A 19,045-nucleotide genomic window follows, 5' to 3' on the forward strand; every position below is an offset into this window, starting at 1 on the left:
AGGTCGATACACCGGTCCGATGCCCGCGCACCCGCTGAGCGGGCATCGTTGCTGTCGTGGCCCGGTCCGGGCCGCCAGCGTTGTCCTCGGCAACAGGAGTGATCATGATCGAGGCGATCGGCCTCACCAAGCGATACGGCCCGAAAGTCGCGGTGAACGACCTGTCGTTCACGGTGAAGCCCGGCCAGGTCACGGGCTTCCTGGGTCCGAACGGCGCCGGGAAGTCCACCACCATGCGCATGATTCTCGGCTTGGACCGCCCGACCGCGGGTGAGGTCCGCATCGACGGGAAGCACTACCAGGACCTGAAGCACCCGCTGCGCACGGTCGGTGCGCTGCTCGACGCGAAGTGGGTGCACCCGAACCGCTCGGCGCGCAGCCACCTGAAGTGGCTGGCCAAGTCCAACGGGATTCCGCTGCGCCGCGTCGACGAGGTGCTCGGCATGGTCGGCCTGGAGGAGGCCGCGAACCGCCGCGCCGGGGGCTTCTCCCTCGGCATGTCGCAGCGGCTCGGGATCGCCGGTGCGCTGCTCGGCGACCCCAAGATCCTGCTGTTCGACGAGCCGGTGAACGGCCTGGACCCGGAGGGCATCCACTGGATCCGCCGGTTCATGCAGGGCCTGGCCGCGGAGGGCCGCACCGTCTTCGTCTCCAGCCACCTGCTGTCCGAGATGTCGCTGACCGCCCAGGAACTCGTGGTGATCGGCCGCGGCGAGCTGATCGCGCAGTGCAGCACCCAGCAGTTCGTGGACAACGCCGGTTCGCAGAGCGTGCTCGTGCGTTCACCGCGCGCCTCCGAGCTGCAGCAGCTGATCGCTGCGCAGGGCTTGAGCGCCCGCGCCACCGCCAACGACACGCTGGTGATCGACGGCGCGGAGACCGAGCAGGTCGGCGAACTCGCCGCTCAGCACCAGATCGTGCTGCACGAGCTGACCGCGCAGCGCGGTTCGCTCGAGGACGCCTTCATGCAGCTGACCAGCGACTCCGTGGAATACCAGACGAATCTCGGCGCGCCCGCGCCGACCGCTCCGGGGGTGGCCCGATGACCCTGCTCGCCGTGGAACGGATCAAGCTCTTCTCCACCCGCTCGGCGTGGTGGTGCTCCGCCCTCGCGCTGGCGCTGACCATCGGGTTCGCGGGCCTGTTCGCGTCCCAGATGGACGACATGACGCTGAAGATGACGCAGGCCGGGTACCAGTTCGGCCTGATGGTGGTGCTGGTGCTGGCCGCGCTGTCGATCACCACCGAGTACCGCTTCGGCACGATCCGCTCGACCTTCCTCGCGGTGCCGAACCGCACTGCCGCGCTGACCGCCAAGACGGTGCTCGTCGCGCTGGTGGCGCTGGTGATCGGCGAGATCGCCGCGTTCGGTTCGTGGGGCGTGTCGACGGTGCTGGCGTCCCAGGCGGACCTGGCGCTGCGCACCGCGGACGACTGGCGGATGGTCGCGGGCGTCGGGCTGGTGTTCGCGCTCGGCGCGGTGCTGGCGGTCGCGGTCGGCGCGCTGCTGCGGCAGACCGCCGGTGCGGTGACGCTGCTGCTGATCTGGTCGCTGCTGGTGGAGGGCCTGGTCGGCCTGATCCCGCAGATCGGCGAGACCGTCCAGGAGTGGATGCCGTTCATGCACGCCAGCAACTTCCTGACCGGGACGCCCGACTCCGGCATGCCGCTCGGACCGTGGGGTTCGCTGGGCTACTTCGCGGCGGTCGTGCTCGCGGTCTGGGTGATCGCCCTCGTGGTGGTGCGGCGTCGGGACGCCTGACCAGCGCGGATCGATCTTGCTGGAACCCACCATGATCAACTGTGGAAATGCCCAGTTGGGCGGCGGATAGCAAAACGTTACCCGGCCCGGCCGAGAGTCTGATCACGTCAACCGATAGGATCGACGGCAAGATCGAGCCGCAGCCGTCGCCCACTCGACGCGCATGATCGTTGCGGCACGGAATGTCCTCAGTGGACATCGTGCGGAGCTGGCGATGGCACGGCTGGCTGGCACAAGTGAAATCGACCGACTGCAGCAGCGCTCGGGGGCGCCGGCGGTCGGGACGGGGGAGGGCCCGGGCTGTCATTCGGGGGATGGCCCGGGCCCTGTGCTTTCCGCGATCGGCCGAGGACGGGCGAAACCGCTTCGGCTAGACGTTCGGCCGGACTACCAGCACCGGGCACGCCGCGTGGCGGACGCACTGCTCGGCGACCGAACCGAGCATCAGCCCGGCGAACCCGCCGCGCCCGCGATGGCCCACCACCAGCAGGTCCGCGCCCTTCGACGCGGACAGCAGCGCCTGCGGCGACGGCGAGTGGACGATGTGGAACTCCACCGGCAGTCCCTCGTGCTCGCCGAGCTTGCTGGCCACGATCCGCTCGGTGTCCGCCCGCACCTCCTGCTGGAACTCGTCCATGCTCGGGACCGCGTTCGGCGGGCAGTCCGCTGGCCTCGGCGCGGTCCGCAGGCTCCACGCGCGCACCACGTGCAGCGTGGTGTTGCGCCGCCTGGCCTCCTCGGCGGCCACCACGAGCGCCCGCGCCGACGACGCGGAGCTGTCCACCCCGACGACGACGCCGCCGTCGATCTCGACCCGCTGGATCATCTGATCGGCCATCTCGCCACTCCATCGGTCTCGGGGGCGGGTCGGGGAGGCGATCCGCCGCGGTCTGGAATGTGTGAATTCGGACACAATTGACTACATGTTGTCATTGATCGCATCCGTTGTGGTAAGGCATTGAGTGAGGGATGTCCCGAACCAGCGTCGCTTGGGGGCATGAGCTGGTCTAGGGCGAGTTGGCGGCTCGCAACTTTCTCAACAGCAGAGGGGTGGGCCCATGGTGCAACCGCAGGAAGGCTCGGTCATCCAGACGGGGCAGGAACGGTCGGCGGACGACGTCCAGCTGGAACCGGTCCCCCGACTGGAGTGGTCCCTGGCGACGGAAGCGCACCCACCAGCGCTCGAAGCGGCCAAACCCGCGTCGCTGCGCCGCAGCTGGATCCACACCGCGCCGGAGCGGCAGGTGCTCGAGCTGTTCCGCAAGCTGCACGGCGCCAAGCGCCAGCTGCCCGCGCCGTGGTGGCTGCGGGCGCTGGACCGCGGCGAACTGCCGTCGCGCGAGGCGGCGTTCGAGATCGAGGACGAGGTGCACGCGGTCCTGCGGTCCCGCCCCGGCTGGGTGTTCGTGCCCTGGGCGGGCACGGGCGAGGCCGGGTACTGGGAGTACGCGCCGTCGGACCGGGCGCCGATGCAGATGCCGACCACCGTGGCGCTCACCGACGAGCACAACGGCTGGCTGAACGTGGTGCCCGCGCACCAGGACCCCGAGCCCGTCGCGATCCCGATCAAGGGCGTCGCCGGGCTGGTCGCGATGCTGCCGCAGATCGAATCCTGGTGACCGGCACCGCGCTGCTCACCGCGGGTGGCCGGTTTGCGATACTGAGTCCCCGTGAATGCGTCTGACCAGCAGGTTCCCTTCCGTCGTACCGTCGTCAGCTACGTCCAGCGGGGCGAGCGGATGACGGTGGGCCAGCAGCGGGCCTGGGACCGCCACTGGGCCGACCTGGGGTCGGAGGTGACCGCGCTGCCGGAAGGGCCGCTGGACCTGGCGTCCTGGTTCGGCCGCACGGCGCCGGTGGTGCTGGAGATCGGCTCCGGCATGGGCGAGACGACCGCGCAGCTGGTGGCCGCCCAGCCGGAGGTCAACTACCTGGCGGTCGAGGTCTACAAGCCCGGCCTGGCCCAGCTCATGCTGCGCGCGGAGAAGCTCGAGGTCAGCAACCTCCGGCTGTTGCGCGGCGATGCGATCGTCCTGCTGCGCGACCACCTCGAACCGGGCTCGCTGGACGAGGTCCGCATCTACTTCCCCGACCCGTGGCCGAAGAAGCGCCACCACAAGCGGCGGCTGGTCCAGCCCGAGTCGGTGGCGCTGATCGCCTCCCGGCTCAAGCCGGGCGGCGTGCTGCACCTGGCCACCGACTGGGAGAACTACGCCGAGCAGATGATGGAGGTCTGCTCGGGCGAGTCGCAGCTGCGCAACCGCTACGCCGACGAACCCGGCGGCTGGGCGCCGCGGCCGGAGTGGCGGCCGGTCACGAAGTTCGAGAACCGCGCGCACGAGGAAGGCCGGGAGATCCGCGACCTGATCTTCGAGCGGATCTGAACGCCTCTGGACCGGGCGTTCGGCTGATCCCGCCGCGTACTGTCGCGGCGTGACGGACACCGCACCGCGCGGCGACTTCCGGCCGCCGAGCATCAACTCCGACGAGAAGACGGCCCTGCTGGCCTTCCTCGACTACCTGCGGGAGGCCGTCGTCGCCAAGGCGATCGGCCTCCCCGACCAGCAGGCCCGCACCCCCGGCGTTCCCTCCGGGACCAGCCTCCTCGGGCTGATCAAGCACCTGACCGCGGTCGAGGCCAACTGGTTCGAATGGGCCTACCTCGGTGCGGACGTCCCGTTCCGGGACGACGAAGCGCCGCCCACCGCGGACGAGACCGCTGACCAGCTGATCGGCGCGTACCGGGACGCGATCCGGCGGAGCAACGAGATCATCGCGGCGTGCGCGGACCTGGACGCGCCCGGTGCCCGCTCGCTGCGCGAGACCCCGCCGCCGTCGATGCGCTGGGTGCTGGTGCACATGGTCGAGGAGACCGCGCGGCACGCCGGTCACGCGGACATCCTCCGCGAGCACATCGACGGCTCCGTCGGCCGCTAGGCCGGTCGGCTTCGACGGGCGAAGTAGTGTTGGCGCCCGTGGTGAGCTGGGACGTTCGAGCGGCTTCGGAGGCCGATGTCGAGGCGGTGGCCGAGCTGCGCGCCGTGGTGCTGCGGGCGGATCTGGAGCGGCTCGGGCGGTACGACGAACGGCGCGTCCGGCAGCGGCTGCGCGACGGGTTCGAGCCGGCGTGCACCCAGGTGATCGAGGTGGACGGCGCGTTCGCAGGCTGCGTGGCGCTGCGGCCCGCCGAGGACGCCCACTGGCTGGAGCACTTCTACCTGGCCCCGCGCTTGCAGGGCAGCGGGATCGGTTCGGGGGTGCTGCGGCGGCTGCTGGAGCGGTGCGACCGCGACGGCACGCTGGTCCGGTTGAACGTGCTGCAGGGCAGCCCGGCCCGGCGGCTGTACGAGCGGCACGGGTTCGCCGTCGAGTCCGAGGACCCGGTGGACGTGTTCATGGTGCGCGCGCCCGCGTGACGGTTTTGGTGCCCGGGTCTCCGCTCGGTCAGCTCCTGCGGGGGCTGGTCGGCTCCGGTGTGCAGGCCTCGGCGACCGCTGCGGTGTCCCAGTAGAACGGGCGGATCTCGGTGATCCGTCCGTCCTGGACGGTGATGGTCTGCAGGATCGGGAACGTGAGCTCGCGACCGGTGGCGCGGGAACGCGCCCGCACCTGGGTGAGCACCACCGCCGTCCGCTCGTCGGCGGCGACGAACTCCTGCTCGGCGAACTCGAACACCTCCCAGGTCCGGCTCATCGCGATGAAGAAGAGCTCCATGCCCGCGTGGCCGCGCCAGGTTCCGCCGTAGGGCAGCGCTTCGGCCTGGTGCAGCACGACGTCCGGCGAGAAGTGGTCGGCGAGCAGCGCGAAGTCGGCTCGGCCGGGCCCGCCCGCCGACAGGTACTCGGCCTCGGCCGCGTACATGCGCTGCAAGATCGTTCTGGTGCTGCTCTGGTCGGTCATGCCACCAGCCTCGCCGTTCCGCGGGCGGGTGGCTGGCGCTTTCCGGACCTCGCGATCCGCCCCGCGGCGCGCGCATCCGGATCGCCGGAACTGAAGATCAACAGATAACAATTCGCTTGATTGAGCGATCAAGTTTGGGTGCCGATCGGTCGAAGCCGTTTACGCCCAGTGGTTCCAGCTGTCATCGTGGCCGGGAAGTTCACCAGAAAGAAGAGTGCTGCTGGAGTGACGAGTAAGCACCGATCGCGACTACGTTTCCGGCCCGTGACGGTTACCCGTGATGAAGTGATCCCGATCCAGCAACGCCCGCCCGAGCCGGAACTCGACGGTGCGCGCGAGGTCGGCGAGTCCGGTGGCAGCTCATCGAGTGCGCTCGTCCGGATGGACTCGACCACGGACGTCTCGGCCGCCGAGGAGTTCCTGCGCGCCTTCCACGACGCGCACCCGAAGGCCGGATCGCTGGCCGAACGGCTGGTCGAGGTGCGCCGCTCGATCGCCGAGACCGGCACCTACCGGCACACCGGGCCGGAACTCGCCTACGGCGCGCGGGTCGCGCTCCGCGACAGCGGCTGGTGCACCAGCGGCGTTCCGTGGCGCCGGCTGAAGGTCCGCGACCTGCGCGGGCTGCGCAACGCCTCGGCCATCGCCAGCGAGTGCTTCGAACACCTGCGGCTGGCCACCAACGCCGGGCGGATCCAGCCGCTGATCACCGTCTTCGCCCCGGACGCCCCGGGCAGCCCCGGGCCGCGCATCTGGAACGAGCAGGTGGTGCGCTACGCGGGCTACGCGATGTCCGGCGGCGGGGTGCTCGGCGACGCCCGCTACAGCGGCTTCACCGCGGAGGTCCAGCGGATGGGCTGGAAACCGCCGAACCAGCGCGGTCGCTTCGACCACCTGCCGCTGGTGGTGGAGACCGCCCACGAGGGCGTCAAGCTCGTCACCGTGCCCCGCGACGTGGTGCAGGAGGTTCCGCTGGAACACCCGGAGCACCCGTGGTTCGTGGAACTGGGACTGCGGTGGCACACCGTTCCGCTGATCAGCAACATGCAGCTGGACATCGGCGGCATCCGGTACCCGGCCGCGCCGTTCAACACCTGGTTCGTGGGGACCGAGATCGGCACCCGCGGCCTGGCCGACGAGAACGCCTACGGCATCACCCGGCACGTCGCCGAACGGCTGGGCATGGACACCTCGACCGAACGAACCCTGTGGCGGGACCGGGCGATCGTCGAGATCAACCGGGCGGTGCTGTACTCGTTCGACTCCGCGCGGGTCACGATCACCGATCACCACAGCGAGGCCCTGCACCGCCTGGCCTGGTTGCGCTCCGGACCGCGCACCAGCGCCTCCCGGCCGATGTTCAGCGTCACCAAGGAAGCGGCCCGGCGTGCCCGGCAGGGAGCACCGAGTGGCTTCCAGTCCCCCGCGCCGAAGCGGCCGCGCTACGACGAACTGTCCCGGTTGAACCGGCGCTGCCTCGGGACAGATCCGTCCGGCGAGTGACCGCCTCGTCCGAGCTGCGGCGCGCGAAGCGCTCCAGCAGCTCCGGCAGGACCGAGCTGATCGACATGAGCAGCAGCACGGCCACTGCGAGGACGGCTCCGATGACGGAAAAGATGGTGGTGACCATGTCGACCCCGACCTTCCTGGCTCCTGGCGCTCGCTGACCGCGCCTCTTCCGCGTTGACACCACAAGCGTCTCCTCTGCCGGGGGTCCGGCGGATCGGTCAGGTGGTCGGTCCGGGTGGCCGATCGGCCAGTCCCGAGAGGTGGCGGACCGGCCGATCGGCTGGCCGCCGAGACGCGTGTGCGGGCACGGCCGTCCCCGACCGCGCCCGCACACCGACCTGCTGCTGGGCTACTCCTCGCTGATGCGCTCCGCGCCGATCCGGCGCAGCATCGGCCCGCTGCTGGAGGCCGCGATCACCGCGACGACCATCCCGATCACCACCGGCGCGAGCAGCCAGCCGGAGAGCACCACCGGGGTGTCCCCGCTGAACAGGGTGAAGATCCCGGCGGCGACCGCGGTCCCGGCCGCCCCCGCCCCGATCGTCGCGACCATCGCGGGGAGCGCCGCCTCGGTGCGCAGCGCCCGTCCGAGCATCCGGACCGGGGTGCCCGCGGCGATCAGCGCGCTGAAGGTGCGCCGCCGGTCGACCACGGACGACGCCGCCGTGATCGCGGCGCTGGCCCCGGCCAGCAGGGCGGTCAGCCCGAGCCCGATCGCGGTGATCCGCTTGAGGTCGCCCAGCATCGTCTGCTGCTCGTGGAGCCGCAGCTCACGGCTGTGGAAGCTCTCCCCGGGCAGGGCTGTCGCGAGCGCCGTGCGCACCTTCTCCCGGTCCGCTTCGTTCACCGGGTTGATCGCCAGGGTGCTCTCCCCGTGCTCGGTGAACGCGGGCACGAGCGCCGGATCGATGAGCACCGAGCCGCCGAGCTCCGGGTCCTGGCTGCCCAGCGGGCGCACCGGGACCCCGTCCGGCAACGAGATCTCCTGCACCTGCGGGTCGGTGGCCTCCACCGGCGGGCTGGACTTGACCTTCAGGCCGGTGTTCGGCAGCTGCTGACCGGCGTCCGCCCGGATCGCGGGCGGCCCGGCGCAGGCCCCGACGCCGAACCGGGTGGTGGCGGCCGCGTCCTGGCAGCTCATCACCAGGCCGCTCGCGCTGGAGCCGTCCGGTGCCTCCAGCACGACCTTCTCGGCGCGCACCACCGTCGCGGCGGAACCGCTGCTCGCCAGCTGGTCCTTGACGCGCTGCTCCAGCTCGGCCGCGCTCGCGGTCGGGACGTCCACGAAGAGCACCGAGTCCTTGAACGAGCGGCCACCACCGGCGAACGTCTCGAAGCTCGGCAGCAGGGTGAGCGCCATCGAGCCGACGAACACCGCCAGGACGATGCCCGACACCGAGCGGTAGGCCGCCTGCGGGTCGCTGCGCAGCCGCCTGCCGGCCAGCAGCACCGACGGCTTCCGCCACATCGACGCGAACAGCGAACCGAGCATGCCGGTCAGCCACGGGCCGACGATGGACGCCGACAGCAGCACCGCGGCCAGCGAGGCGAGCAGCACGCCGAGCCCGCCGGTCTCCCTGGCGGTGTACAGCCCGAAGAGGAAGAACCCGGCCACGGCCACCAGCGACAGGAGGCGCCAGGCCTTCGGCCGCTTCCGCGCGTGGCTCATCGCCGCGCCGAGCGGCGCCCGGACCACCCGCCGCAACCCCAGCACCGCGGCCAGCACGACCATCGTCGGGATCAGCAGCCCGACCAGCGCGACGGTGACCGGGGACGGGGTGAAGTCGCTGATCAGCCAGGTGCCGCCGCCCCACGGGACCATCACGCCGAGGTAGCGCAGCGGCCAGCTCAGCAGCAGCCCGGCGACGGTGCCCACCACGGCGGCGACCGCCGTCTCGGCGGTGACCACGCCGATCACCTGGCCCGGTGTCGCACCGGCCAACCGCAGCGCCGCCAGGCGGCGTTCGCGACGGGCCGCGGTCAGGCGGGCCGCCGAGGCGACCAGCACCATGCTGGGGATCGCCAGCAGCACGATGCCGACCCCGGCCATGAACCGCAGGAGGAAGTCGCTGGTGTCGGCCGCGTAGCCGGAGTACCTCGCCTCCTCCGGGTCCAGCGTCCCCGGCGGGTGCCCGACGACGGCGACCAGCTGCTCGGGGAACTTCAGCCACTGCTCGTCGATCGTGCCGATCACCTCGCCCTGGAACCGGTCGGCGAGATCGTGGCTCGGGTTCCGCTCTGCCAGGTCGGCCAACCGCGGCGACAGCAGCACCTGCCCGGGGCCGGGGTATTTCGGCGCGGGGTTCGCCGGGTCGGCGGCGCCGGTGACGTCCAGCCGCATGACGGTCTCGTTCTGGAAGAAGTCCCGGGTGACCATCGTCACGCCGTGCGGCTCCGCCGCGCCCTCCTGCCACGCCGACCGCTTCAGCCGGGCGTCCGTCGCGTTCGGCAGCGTCGCCAGGAACAGGATCAGCGCGGTGGCCACCGCGACCCCCGCTGCGGTGAGCACGGCGGACAGGCGGCTGCGCGAGTCCACGCGCAGCACCCGCAGCGCCAACTGCACCGGATTCATGCGGCCATCACCCCACCGGCGATCAGCCCGTCGCGGATCTCCACCACGCGGCCCGCCTTGGCCGCCAGGTCGCGGTCGTGCGTCACGATCACCACCGCCGCGTTGGTGGCGGCTGCGGCGTCGAACAGCGCCCGGGTGGTCTCCTCGCCGGTGCGCGTGTCCAGCGCGCCGGTGGGTTCGTCCGCGAAGATCACCTTCGGCCGGTGGGCCAGCGCCCGCGCGATCGCGACCCGCTGCGCCTGACCGCCGGAGAGCTCACCGGGCAGCCGGTCCTCCATCCCGCCGAGGCCGAGCTTCGCCAGCCAGTCCCGCGCACCGGCCATCGCCTGCTTGCGGTTGGCCCCGGCCAGCAGCAGCGGCAGCGCCGTGTTCTCGGCCGCGGTCAGCTCGCCGACCAGCATGCCCTGCTGGAACACGAACCCGAACTCGTGCCGGCGCAGCGCGCTGCGCTTGGCCTCGCCGAGCTGGTCGATGCGGTGCCCGTCGAGCAGGACCTCCCCGCCGTCCGGGCGGAGGATGCCCGCCAGCACGTGCAGCAGCGTGGTCTTGCCGGACCCGGACGGCCCCACGATCGCGGCCACCTCGCCGGCGCGGAGCGAGATGTCCACCCCGGCCAGCGCGCGGTGCGCGCCGTAGTTCTTCACCAGCCCCCGTCCCACCAGGAACGGGTCTCCGGGCCGCTGGGCGGCCATGGGAGCCGACATGTCTTCCTCCTGCTCGTGTATGCACTGCTCGGATGAGAGGGGCGCCGCTGAGGCGGGCTGCCGCGTTGAATCCAAGAGTGGTCTTCGGCAGCGGTTTCCGGATCGGCCTGCGGGCCGCTGATCCACGAGCGGAGGTCGGCCGATCGGCCAGGTTGTTCGGACCGATCGGCCAAGGTGCCCGGGCGGGCGCACCGACTACCGTTTCAGCGTGAGCAGTTTCGTGACGGCTACCGGATCAGGACCGGACGCCCCCTGGTGGCGCCGGTTCGGCAGCCTGCTGCGCGATCAGTGGATGTTCGCGGCGTTGCTCGGCCTGGTCTGGGCGGGCGATTCCCTGGTGCTGATCAGCGCCACCGGCAACCAGCGGGACGCGCTGGTGATCCCGGGCATCACCGCGATGGCGCTGCTGGCCGTCCTCGGTCGGCGGTACCCGGTCCGCTGTGGACTGCTCGCGGCGGTGGTCCTGCTCGGCGACACCGCGGTGCTCATGGCGAACCGCTCGCACATCCACTCGCTCGGGCTGGACGAAATCCTGCCGACGGAGAACGCGGCGGGCCTGCTGCTGGTGCTCTACAACTTCAAGTCCAGCCCGCTGCGCAAAGCCGTCCCGGTCACCGCCGTGCTCGTGCTGACCTGCCTGACCTCGGCCGTGCTCCGGTTGCGGGCGTCGAACTACGGCGGCGGCGACTTCGAGCAGACGCTGGCCTTCGGGTTCCTGCAGCTGCTCCTGGTCACCGGCACCGGTCTCTACCTGCGCGGGAACTGGCCCGGTCAGCGCCGCTTCCAGGGCTCGCCGATGCAGGAGCTGACGCGTCGCCAGTGGCCGGTGATGGCCGCGCTGAGCATCCTGCTGTTCCTGGAGTTCACCAAGAACGGCGAGCTGAGCTTCCTGTCGAACCTGGTGGTGCTGCTCAGCGGTCTGGTCATGGCGGTGCTCGCCGCGTTCGCCCCGCTGCGGCCCGTCGAGTCCGCCTACCTGGGGGCGGCGACGATGGTGCTGACGGTCCTGGTGATGCGGGTGCTGGGGCTGACCGGCAGCAGCGGGAACCTGCTGGGACCGGTGTCCCTGGCGGCGACCGGCGCGGGGATGCTGCTGGTGACCTACGTGGTCCGCCACGCGGAGATCCAACGCGCGATCCGGGCCACCGGCACGCTGGTCGTGGTGACGCTGTTCGCCGTGTTCATGACCCCGGCGTACCGGGGCAGCAGCGCCTTCTTCAACGAAAGCGTCTCGCGCAACGCGCTGACCGCGGTGTTCATGGGCGGTCTGCTGCTGGTGATCTCGGTCGGCACCGGGATGTACTTCCGGGCCAGGGACGAGGAGCGCGCCCGGTCGGTGAGCTCCGCCGTGGAGAGCGCGCAGCAGGCGGAGCGGATGGCGCTGGCGCGCGAGCTGCACGACGTGGTGGCGCACCACGTCACCGGCATCGTGGTGCAGGCGCAGGCGGCGCAGATGGTGGCGGAGAAGAACCCGAAGGCGGCGACCGACGCGCTCGCCAAGATCTCGGAGAGCGGCACCGAGGCGCTGACCGCGATGCGGCGGCTGGTGGCGAGCATGCGCAGCACCGAACCGGCCGGGGCTTCGGCCGCGACGGAGCAGGCCACCACCGACCTCGAGGCCGACCTGCGGGCGCTGGTGGAGTCGGCCCAGCGCCAGCCCACGGAGCACACCCGCCCGCCGCGGGTGGACCTGAAGGTCGACCTGGTGGACCGCCAGATCCCGCAGGAGGTGGCGCGCTCCGCGCTGCGCGTGGTGCAGGAATCCCTGACGAACTCGGAGAAGCACGCGCTGGGCGCGAGCCTGGTCCAGGTCAAGGTGTGGGCCGACCACGCGAACCTGTACACGTTGATCACCGACGACGGCTCCGGGGTGCGCGGCCAACCCGTCGGCGGCTCGGGGGGATACGGTCTGGTCGGGATGCGGGAGCGGATCGAGTTGCTCGGCGGCAGGTTCCACGCCGGACCGGGCGAGCACGTCGGTTGGCGGGTCGAGGCCGTGCTGCCGCTGGACGAGCAGAGCGGAGAAGAGGGGCAGCGATGATCCGGGTGCTGATCGCCGACGACCAGGAGCTGGTGCGCGCCGGGTTCCGAATGATCCTGGAGTCCCAGGACGACATCGAGGTGGTGGCCGATGTCGCCAACGGCGTGGACGCGGTGCGGGTGGCGCGGGAGAAGCGCCCGGACGTGTGCCTGATGGACATCCGCATGCCGGGCATCGACGGGCTGGAGGCGACCAAGCAGCTGGCCGGTCCCGACGTGGCCGAGCCGATCAAGGTCGTGGTCGTGACCACCTTCGACCTCGACGAGTACGTCGACCGCGCCCTGCGCAACGGGGCGAGCGGCTTCCTGCTCAAGGACGCCGGTCCGACGCTGCTGCTGGAGGCGATCCGCGCCGCCCAGCGCGGGGACGCGCTGGTCTCGCCGCAGATCACGGTGCGGCTGCTCAAGCACTTCGCCCAGCCGCAGCAGCAGGCGCAGCGCCGGGCGCAGCCGGAGGTGGATCTCACCGAGCGCGAGCTCGACGTGGTCCGGGCGACGGCGCGCGGCCTGACCAACGGCGAGATCGGCCAGGAGCTGTTCATGTCGCTGTCGACGGTGAAGACCCACCTCGCCTCCGCGCAGAGCAAGATCAAGGCCCGGAACCGGGTGGAGACGGCGGCGTGGGCCTGGCGCAGCGGCTTGATGGACGGTGAATGAGCGCCGCGTCGGCGGCCGGAAAATGAGTCCGCGTCCCGGGGCGGCAGCTGTTAGGCTCCCGGGCTGCGAGTGACCGCGAACCGAGGAGTGCCAGTGGCAGGCGTGGGGGACGACGACATCTCCGGGTGATCCCCGGCGGTGATCGGCCACGAGCGGGCGCGCCCAGCGCGCTGCGGTGGCTGTTCTCGTCGTGCCATTGAATCCTGTCCCCCTGCGGGCTGTTTCAGCGCGCCCGCTCGCATCCGAGGGCTCTCGCATGTCCGAAGCATTCATCACCTGCTCGAACCTCTCCTTCTCATGGCCGGACGACACCCCCGTGTTCGAGGAGCTGTCGTTCACGGTGGGCGGCGGCCGGACCGGCCTCGTCGCGCCCAACGGGGCGGGCAAGTCCACCCTGCTCAAGCTCATCGCCGGTGAATACCGACCCAGTCGCGGAACCGCGTCCGCGCGGGGAGTCCTGGGCTACCTGCCGCAGAACCTCCCGCTCGTCGGCGATCTGACCGTCGCCGAGGTCCTCGGGGTGTCCGCGGTGCTGGAGGCCTTGCACGCGGTCGAGTCCGGAGACGTCGACGAGGCGCACTTCACCACCATCGGCAACGACTGGGACATCGAGGAGCGCACGCGGGTTCAGCTGGACAAGCTCGGCCTCGCCGACGTCCAGCTGGACCGTCAGCTGCACACGCTCAGCGGTGGCCAGGTGGTTTCGCTCGGCCTCGCCGCGCAGCTGCTCAAGCGGCCCGACGTGCTGCTGCTGGACGAACCGACCAACAACCTCGACCGCGATGCGCGGCGCAAGCTCGCCGGTGTGCTCGAGGAGTTCAACGGCTGCTTGCTGCTGGTCAGCCACGACCGGTCGCTGCTCGACCGGATGGATCGCATCGCCGAGCTCGGCCGCGGCGAAATCCGCTTCTACGGCGGGAACTTCACCGAGTACGAGGAGGCGGTGCGCGCCGAGCAGGAGGTCGCGGAGAAGAACGTCCGCAACGCCGAGCAGGAGCTCAAGCGGGAGAAGCGGGAGATGCAGCAGGCCCGCGAACGAGCCGCGCGGCGGGCCAGCAACGCGGCCCGCAACATCGGCAGCGCCGGTCTGCCGAAGATCGTCGCGGGCGGTCTGAAGCGGCGCGCCCAGGAGACCGCGGGCAAGGCGAACGAGGTGCACGCCAGCCGGGTCGACGAGGCCAAGGCCCGCCTCGACGAGGCGAGCCGAACCCTGCGGGACGAGCAGAAGATCGCGCTCGACCTGCCGGGCACCCGCGTTCCGGCCGGGCGCGTGGTGTTCCTCGGCGAGGGGATGCAGGTCAGCCGCGGCGGGCGGGAGCTCTTCGCCGGGGCGGGCGTCGACCTGTCGATCAGGGGGCCGGAGCGGATCGCGCTGACCGGCCCGAACGGGGCCGGGAAGTCCACCCTGCTGCGCCTGATCGAAGGCCGGTTGGAGCCGGAGCTCGGGCAGATCAAGCGGACCGACGGCCGGATCGCCTACCTGTCCCAGCGGCTCGACCTGCTGGACCTCGACCGCACGGTGCTGGAGTGCCTGGCGGAGTTCGCGCCGGAGATGCCGGAGTCGCGGCGGATGCACCTGCTGGCCCGGTTCCTGTTCCGCGGCTCCCGCGTGCACCTGCCGGTGGGTGCGCTGTCGGGCGGCGAGCGGCTGCGCGCGACGCTGGCCTGCGTCCTGAGCGCGGAACCGGCGCCGCAGCTCCTGCTGCTCGACGAGCCGACCAACAATCTGGACTTGGTGAGCGTGGGCCAGCTGGTGAGTGCGCTGAACGCTTATGAGGGCGCGTTCGCGGTGGTCAGCCACGACGAGCGGTTCCTCGCGGAGATCGCGGTGGGGCGCTGGCTGCGGCTGGACGGCGGTCGGCTGATCGAGACCGGGGCACCCGACGGGACATGACGGCCCTCACCCTGCCGGGGTCGGCCAGTCGGTGTTCGGGACGGTCGTGGCAATGGCCGATCGAAGGAGGGCGGCTGGCCGATCAGCCGAGGTCACGCGGCGCGGACTTCGCGACTCTGGAGTCATGACGAAGCGAACCCAGGACACCGTTCTCGTGGCAGTGCTGACCGGAATCGCGGCTTTGGCGGGGGTGATCATGATGCAGCTCATGAGCGGCTTAGGCGCCGGGTAGATGTCCGGCAGAATGCGGGCATGCCGATCGCACTACGCCTGCACGCGCCCATGGTCCTGCCCTGCGACCCGGGATGCTCGGTCATCCGGGATGCGGTGGTGGACGTGGACGACACCGGCCGCATCGCGTACTGCGGCCCGCGCACCGGTGCGCCGGAGCGGCCGAACGACGCGGATGTCCGGGAGTGCAGCGGGATCCTGCTGCCGGGTCTGATCAACGCGCACGCGCACAGCCCCATGACGCTGCTTCGGGGGATGGGGGGCGAGCTTCCGCTGCTGCGCTGGCTGCGCGAGGTGATCTGGCCCGCGGAGGCGAGGCTGCGGCCGTCGGACATCCGGGCCGGTATGGAGCTCGGGTGCGTCGAGATGCTGCGGGCGGGTGTCACGACCAGCGCCGAGATGTACTTCGACGGGGAGTCGGTGGTCAACGCGACCCTCGCGGTCGGGTCGCGCGTCGTGTTCGCCTCGGCGGTGATCGCCACTCCCGAGCTGGACAAGCTCGGTGGCTGGCAGGGCATGGTGGACGGCATCAACCGGTGGATCGACGCCGACGGGCTGCGGTTCGGGCCGGGCGACCGGGTCGAGCTGGCCTACGGGCCGCACTCGGCGTACACGCTGCCGCCGGAGGCGCTGCAGACGATCGGTGAGCAGGCGCAGCAGCGCGGGGCGTTGGTGCACACGCACGTGGCGGAGACCCTCGCCGAGGACGTCGAGCAGCGGCAGCAGTTCGGTTCGGTGCCCGCACTGCTGGAGAAGCTCGGTGTGCTCGACGGCCGGGTGCTCGCCGCGCACGGCGTGCATCTGTCCAATGAGGACATCGCGTTGTTCGCGCGCCGCGGGGTCGGGGTGGCGCATTGCCCCGGCTCCAACGCGAAGCTCGCTTCGGGGACGGCGCGGCTGGTCGACCTGCTGGCCGCGGGTGTCCCGGTCGGCCTGGGCACCGACGGGCCGTCCAGCAACGATGACCTGGATCTGTGGGAGGAGGTGCAGTTGGCAGGACTCTTCGCGCGCACCCTGACCGGTGACGCGACCGCGCTGAGCGCTCGCACGGCGCTGCTCGCCGCGACCCGGGGTGGGGCTGAGGCGCTGCACCGGGACGACATCGGCTCGTTGGAGCCGGGCCGGTGGGCCGACATCGTGCACCTCAACGTCGACAACCCGGCGTTCGCCACCGGGCTGGACGTGCCGGACGACCAGATCCTGGCGAACGTGGTGTGGGCTGCGGGCTCGCGTTGCGTCCGGGACGTCTGGGTCGCCGGGGAGCGAGTGCTGCGCGACCGGGAACCCACGCAGGTGGACCGCCGAGCGGTGCAGGCGGCCGCCCGCACCGCGGCGCAGCACATCCGGGGCTGAGCGCACTGGAGTCGGAGCCGCGCCAGGGCCGGGGCTGTACCGGGGCGGGCCGCGCGAGGTCAGGGCCGCAGCTGGGCTGAACCGGCAGCTGAGGGCTGAACCGTACGGGGTTAGGGCCGCGCAGGAGCGGGCCGCAGCCGGACAGGGCCGAATCGAAGGCTGAGACTCAGCCGGACAGAGCGGTACCGGGGGCCGAGCCGCAGCCGGGCGGTGCTGCGGGCGTCGGCGTTCGGCACGGCGGGCCTCAGCGCCGCCGACCTTCGCCGGGCCGGAGCTGAGGCCCTGCCACCGCAGGTGTCGGCGCGGTCAGGACGGCCGGATGACGATCTCGGTGAGGTGGGCGTCGGCGCTGGCGCGCACCGCGGACACGATCGGCCCGGCCACCGACTCGGGGCGCAGGTAGTGGTCCGGCTGGAACTCGGCCTGCTCCTGCTCCCGGACGCTGCGCTGCATGTCGGTGGCGGTGCGACCGGGGAACACCGAGGTGACCCGCACGCCGTTGGCGGCTTCCTCGGCGCGGAGCACGTCGGCGAAGGCGCGCAGCGCGAACTTGCTCGCGGCGTAGGAGCCCCAGTTCGGCTTCGCGGACAGCCCGGCGCCGGAGTTGACCAGCACGACGTGGCCCTTGCTCGCCCGCAGCGCGGGCAGCAGGAGCCGGGTCAGCTCGGTGACCGCGAACAGGTTCAGCTCGAACGTGCGCCGCCAGGAGTCGCTGGTGGCGTCGGCGACCGTGGCCAGCTCGACCAGACCGGCGCTGTGCACCACGACGTCGAGCCGGTCGATGTCGGCGACCGCGTCGGCGACGGCCTGGTGGTCGGTGAGCTCGACCGGCCACGGCTTGGCGCCGGGGAGCTCGTCGACGAGTGCTTGCAGCGCGTCGGCGTCGCGCCCGCCCAACAGCAGATCGTGCGTGTCGGAGAGCGAGCGGGCGACGGCGGCACCGATGCCTCGTGAGGCACCGGTGACCAGGGCAATTGGGCGTTCGGGCATGCCTCAACGGTAGCGTCGGCGGGTTGTGGCGCAGTCACCGGCCGTCCCAACCAGCGGGCAGCCCCTTGACCCGAAGGGGGGATGGGGCTTAGGTCACTCGCGTGAGCGGAGTCGAGGCTGCCCCTGCCGCCGTGCAGAACCGGATCCTGCGCAAGGTCGCGGTGCGGCTGATGCCGTTCCTGTGCCTGCTGTACTTCGTCAACTACCTGGACCGGGTCAACATCGGCTTCGCCGGCCCGAACGGGATGAACGACGAGCTCGGCCTGACCGCGACGGTCTTCGGCTTCGCCTCGGGCATCTTCTTCATCGGCTACCTGGTGCTGGAGGTGCCGAGCAACCTCGCGCTGCACCGCTTCGGGGCGCGCAAGTGGCTCGCCCGCATCATGATCACCTGGGGCGCGGTGGCGACCGCGATGGCGTTCGTGCCCAACGCCACGACCCTGGTCGTGCTGCGCTTCCTGCTCGGCGTGGCCGAGGCCGGGTTCTTCCCGGGCATCATCCTGTACCTGACGTACTGGTTCCCGGCCGCGCAGCGGGCGAAGGCGGTCGCGCTGTTCATGACCGCGGTGCCGGTGTCCAGCGCGATCGGCGCCACCGTGTCGAGCGTGCTGATCAGCAGCGGCCACGGGATCTTCGGCCTGTCCGGCTGGCGGTTCATGTTCCTGGTCGAGGGCGTTCCGGCGATCCTGCTGGCGTTCGTCACCTGGTTCTACCTGACCGACCGCCCGTCGGAGGCGAAGTGGCTGACCGCCGAGGAACGCACCTGGCTGGGTGAGCAGCTGGCGGCGGAGCGCGCGCAGACCGAGGCCGAGCACAGCTGGCCGCTGCGCAAGGCCCTCACCCACCCGCGGATCCTGGCCCTGGCGTTCGTGTACTTCGGCATCGCCTACGGCCTGTACGCGCTCGGGTTCTTCCTGCCCACCATCATCAAGGGCTTCGAACAGCAGTACGGCACCGAGCTGTCCACCATGGAAACCGGTTTGATCACGGCGGTCCCCTACGTGATCGGCGCGGTGGCGATGGTGGTCTGGAGCGCGCACGGCGACCGCAAGCGGGAACGCGTGTGGCACGTCGCGCTGCCGCTGCTGCTCGGCGGCGTGAGCATCCCGATCGCGCTGTACCTGGGCAACCCGTTCCTGGCGATGGTCGCGGTGACGGTGTGCGCGGTCGGCGTCTGCTCGGCGCTCCCGACGTTCTGGGCGCTGCCCAGCAACTTCCTGGCCGGTGCGGCGGCTGCGGGCGGCATCGCGCTGATCAACTCCCTGGGAAACATCAGCGGTTTCGCCGCGCCCTACATCACCGGCGCCCTCAAGGACGCGACCGGCTCCCAGCGCACCGGCCTGTGGGTGGTCGGCATCGTGATGATCGCAGCGGCCATCACCGTGGTCGCCCTCAAAGCCGCCCCGCGCACGGACTCCCCGGACCGCACCTGA

17 protein-coding genes are annotated in these 19,045 nt (G+C 71.4%); 12 read left to right on the forward strand and 5 right to left on the reverse strand.

Features of this window, described 5'->3' with window-relative positions; genetic code table 11:
- The first annotated feature begins 104 nt into the window (after positions 1-104).
- Together F1721_RS08400 and F1721_RS08405 are read left to right on the forward strand one after the other, a co-directional pair.
- Positions 105-1,046, forward strand: coding sequence for an ABC transporter ATP-binding protein (locus tag F1721_RS08400; protein ID WP_150065972.1), 942 nt, complete (start codon positions 105-107; stop codon positions 1,044-1,046).
- Entirely contained in the window at positions 1,043-1,762 is a 720-nt protein-coding gene (locus tag F1721_RS08405) for a hypothetical protein (protein WP_150065973.1), read from the forward strand. The genes F1721_RS08400 and F1721_RS08405 overlap by 4 nt, the downstream gene beginning before the upstream one ends.
- Positions 1,763-2,132: 370 nt before the next feature.
- Here F1721_RS08405 and F1721_RS08410 read toward each other — a convergent pair whose 3' ends face one another.
- The gene (locus F1721_RS08410; protein WP_246154509.1) at positions 2,133-2,600 is read right to left on the reverse strand and encodes a universal stress protein; all 468 of its coding nucleotides are present in this window, start codon (positions 2,598-2,600) and stop codon (positions 2,133-2,135) included.
- 220 nt (positions 2,601-2,820) lie between these two features.
- Here F1721_RS08410 and F1721_RS08415 point away from each other — a divergent pair, with 220 nt between their 5' ends.
- From F1721_RS08415 to F1721_RS08430, 4 genes are all read left to right on the forward strand, one after another.
- Complete coding sequence (locus F1721_RS08415; protein WP_150065974.1) at positions 2,821-3,381, forward strand: hypothetical protein; 561 nt, start codon at positions 2,821-2,823, stop codon at positions 3,379-3,381.
- 120 nt (positions 3,382-3,501) lie between these two features.
- Positions 3,502-4,146 (forward strand): tRNA (guanosine(46)-N7)-methyltransferase TrmB, encoded by a 645-nt coding sequence (trmB, locus tag F1721_RS08420; RefSeq protein ID WP_246154564.1) that lies wholly within the window; start codon positions 3,502-3,504, stop codon positions 4,144-4,146.
- A gap of 49 nt (positions 4,147-4,195) precedes the next feature.
- Complete coding sequence (locus tag F1721_RS08425; protein ID WP_246154512.1) at positions 4,196-4,699, forward strand: DinB family protein; 504 nt, start codon at positions 4,196-4,198, stop codon at positions 4,697-4,699.
- Positions 4,700-4,737: 38 nt separating this feature from the next.
- A complete protein-coding gene (locus tag F1721_RS08430) occupies positions 4,738-5,178 on the forward strand; it encodes a GNAT family N-acetyltransferase (RefSeq protein ID WP_150065976.1) in 441 nt (146 codons plus the stop codon).
- Between the two features lie 28 nt (positions 5,179-5,206).
- Here F1721_RS08430 and F1721_RS08435 read toward each other — a convergent pair whose 3' ends face one another.
- Positions 5,207-5,662: a nuclear transport factor 2 family protein gene (locus F1721_RS08435; protein ID WP_150065977.1), complete on the reverse strand. Its 456-nt coding sequence runs from the start codon at positions 5,660-5,662 to the stop codon at positions 5,207-5,209.
- Between the two features lie 381 nt (positions 5,663-6,043).
- Here F1721_RS08435 and F1721_RS08440 point away from each other — a divergent pair, with 381 nt between their 5' ends.
- Positions 6,044-7,165, forward strand: a complete 1,122-nt coding sequence (locus F1721_RS08440; protein ID WP_150065978.1) for a nitric oxide synthase oxygenase — start codon at positions 6,044-6,046, stop codon at positions 7,163-7,165.
- A 355-nt stretch (positions 7,166-7,520) separates the two neighbouring features.
- On the opposite strand, the gene F1721_RS08445 is transcribed toward F1721_RS08440, so the two are convergent.
- Positions 7,521-9,743 (reverse strand): FtsX-like permease family protein, encoded by a 2,223-nt coding sequence (locus F1721_RS08445; protein ID WP_246154515.1) that lies wholly within the window; start codon positions 9,741-9,743, stop codon positions 7,521-7,523.
- Positions 9,740-10,447, reverse strand: a complete 708-nt coding sequence (locus tag F1721_RS08450) for an ABC transporter ATP-binding protein (protein WP_150065979.1) — start codon at positions 10,445-10,447, stop codon at positions 9,740-9,742. The genes F1721_RS08445 and F1721_RS08450 overlap by 4 nt, the downstream gene beginning before the upstream one ends.
- A gap of 208 nt (positions 10,448-10,655) precedes the next feature.
- On the opposite strand from F1721_RS08450, the gene F1721_RS08455 reads away from it, so the two are divergent.
- The 4 genes from F1721_RS08455 (at position 10,656) to F1721_RS08470 (ending at position 16,622) form a co-directional block, all read left to right on the forward strand.
- The gene (locus F1721_RS08455) at positions 10,656-12,488 is read left to right on the forward strand and encodes a sensor histidine kinase (protein WP_246154519.1); all 1,833 of its coding nucleotides are present in this window, start codon (positions 10,656-10,658) and stop codon (positions 12,486-12,488) included.
- Positions 12,485-13,144, forward strand: coding sequence for a response regulator transcription factor (locus tag F1721_RS08460; RefSeq protein WP_150065980.1), 660 nt, complete (start codon positions 12,485-12,487; stop codon positions 13,142-13,144). The genes F1721_RS08455 and F1721_RS08460 overlap by 4 nt, the downstream gene beginning before the upstream one ends.
- Positions 13,145-13,400: 256 nt before the next feature.
- Complete coding sequence (gene abc-f, locus F1721_RS08465) at positions 13,401-15,038, forward strand: ribosomal protection-like ABC-F family protein (RefSeq protein WP_150065981.1); 1,638 nt, start codon at positions 13,401-13,403, stop codon at positions 15,036-15,038.
- Between the two features lie 252 nt (positions 15,039-15,290).
- Positions 15,291-16,622 carry an amidohydrolase family protein gene (locus tag F1721_RS08470; protein ID WP_211840371.1) on the forward strand — a complete coding sequence of 444 codons (1,332 nt, stop codon included), beginning with the start codon at positions 15,291-15,293 and terminating at the stop codon, positions 16,620-16,622.
- 306 nt (positions 16,623-16,928) lie between these two features.
- Here the strand turns inward: F1721_RS08470 and F1721_RS08475 are convergent, their stop codons facing one another.
- Positions 16,929-17,612, reverse strand: a complete 684-nt coding sequence (locus F1721_RS08475; RefSeq protein WP_150065982.1) for an SDR family oxidoreductase — start codon at positions 17,610-17,612, stop codon at positions 16,929-16,931.
- A gap of 101 nt (positions 17,613-17,713) precedes the next feature.
- Between F1721_RS08475 and F1721_RS08480 the strand changes: the two genes are divergently transcribed.
- Positions 17,714-19,045 (forward strand): MFS transporter, encoded by a 1,332-nt coding sequence (locus tag F1721_RS08480; RefSeq protein ID WP_150065983.1) that lies wholly within the window; start codon positions 17,714-17,716, stop codon positions 19,043-19,045.

The sequence above is a fragment of the Saccharopolyspora hirsuta genome, from assembly GCF_008630535.1.
GTDB classification, from domain to species: Bacteria; Actinomycetota; Actinomycetes; order Mycobacteriales; family Pseudonocardiaceae; genus Saccharopolyspora; species Saccharopolyspora hirsuta.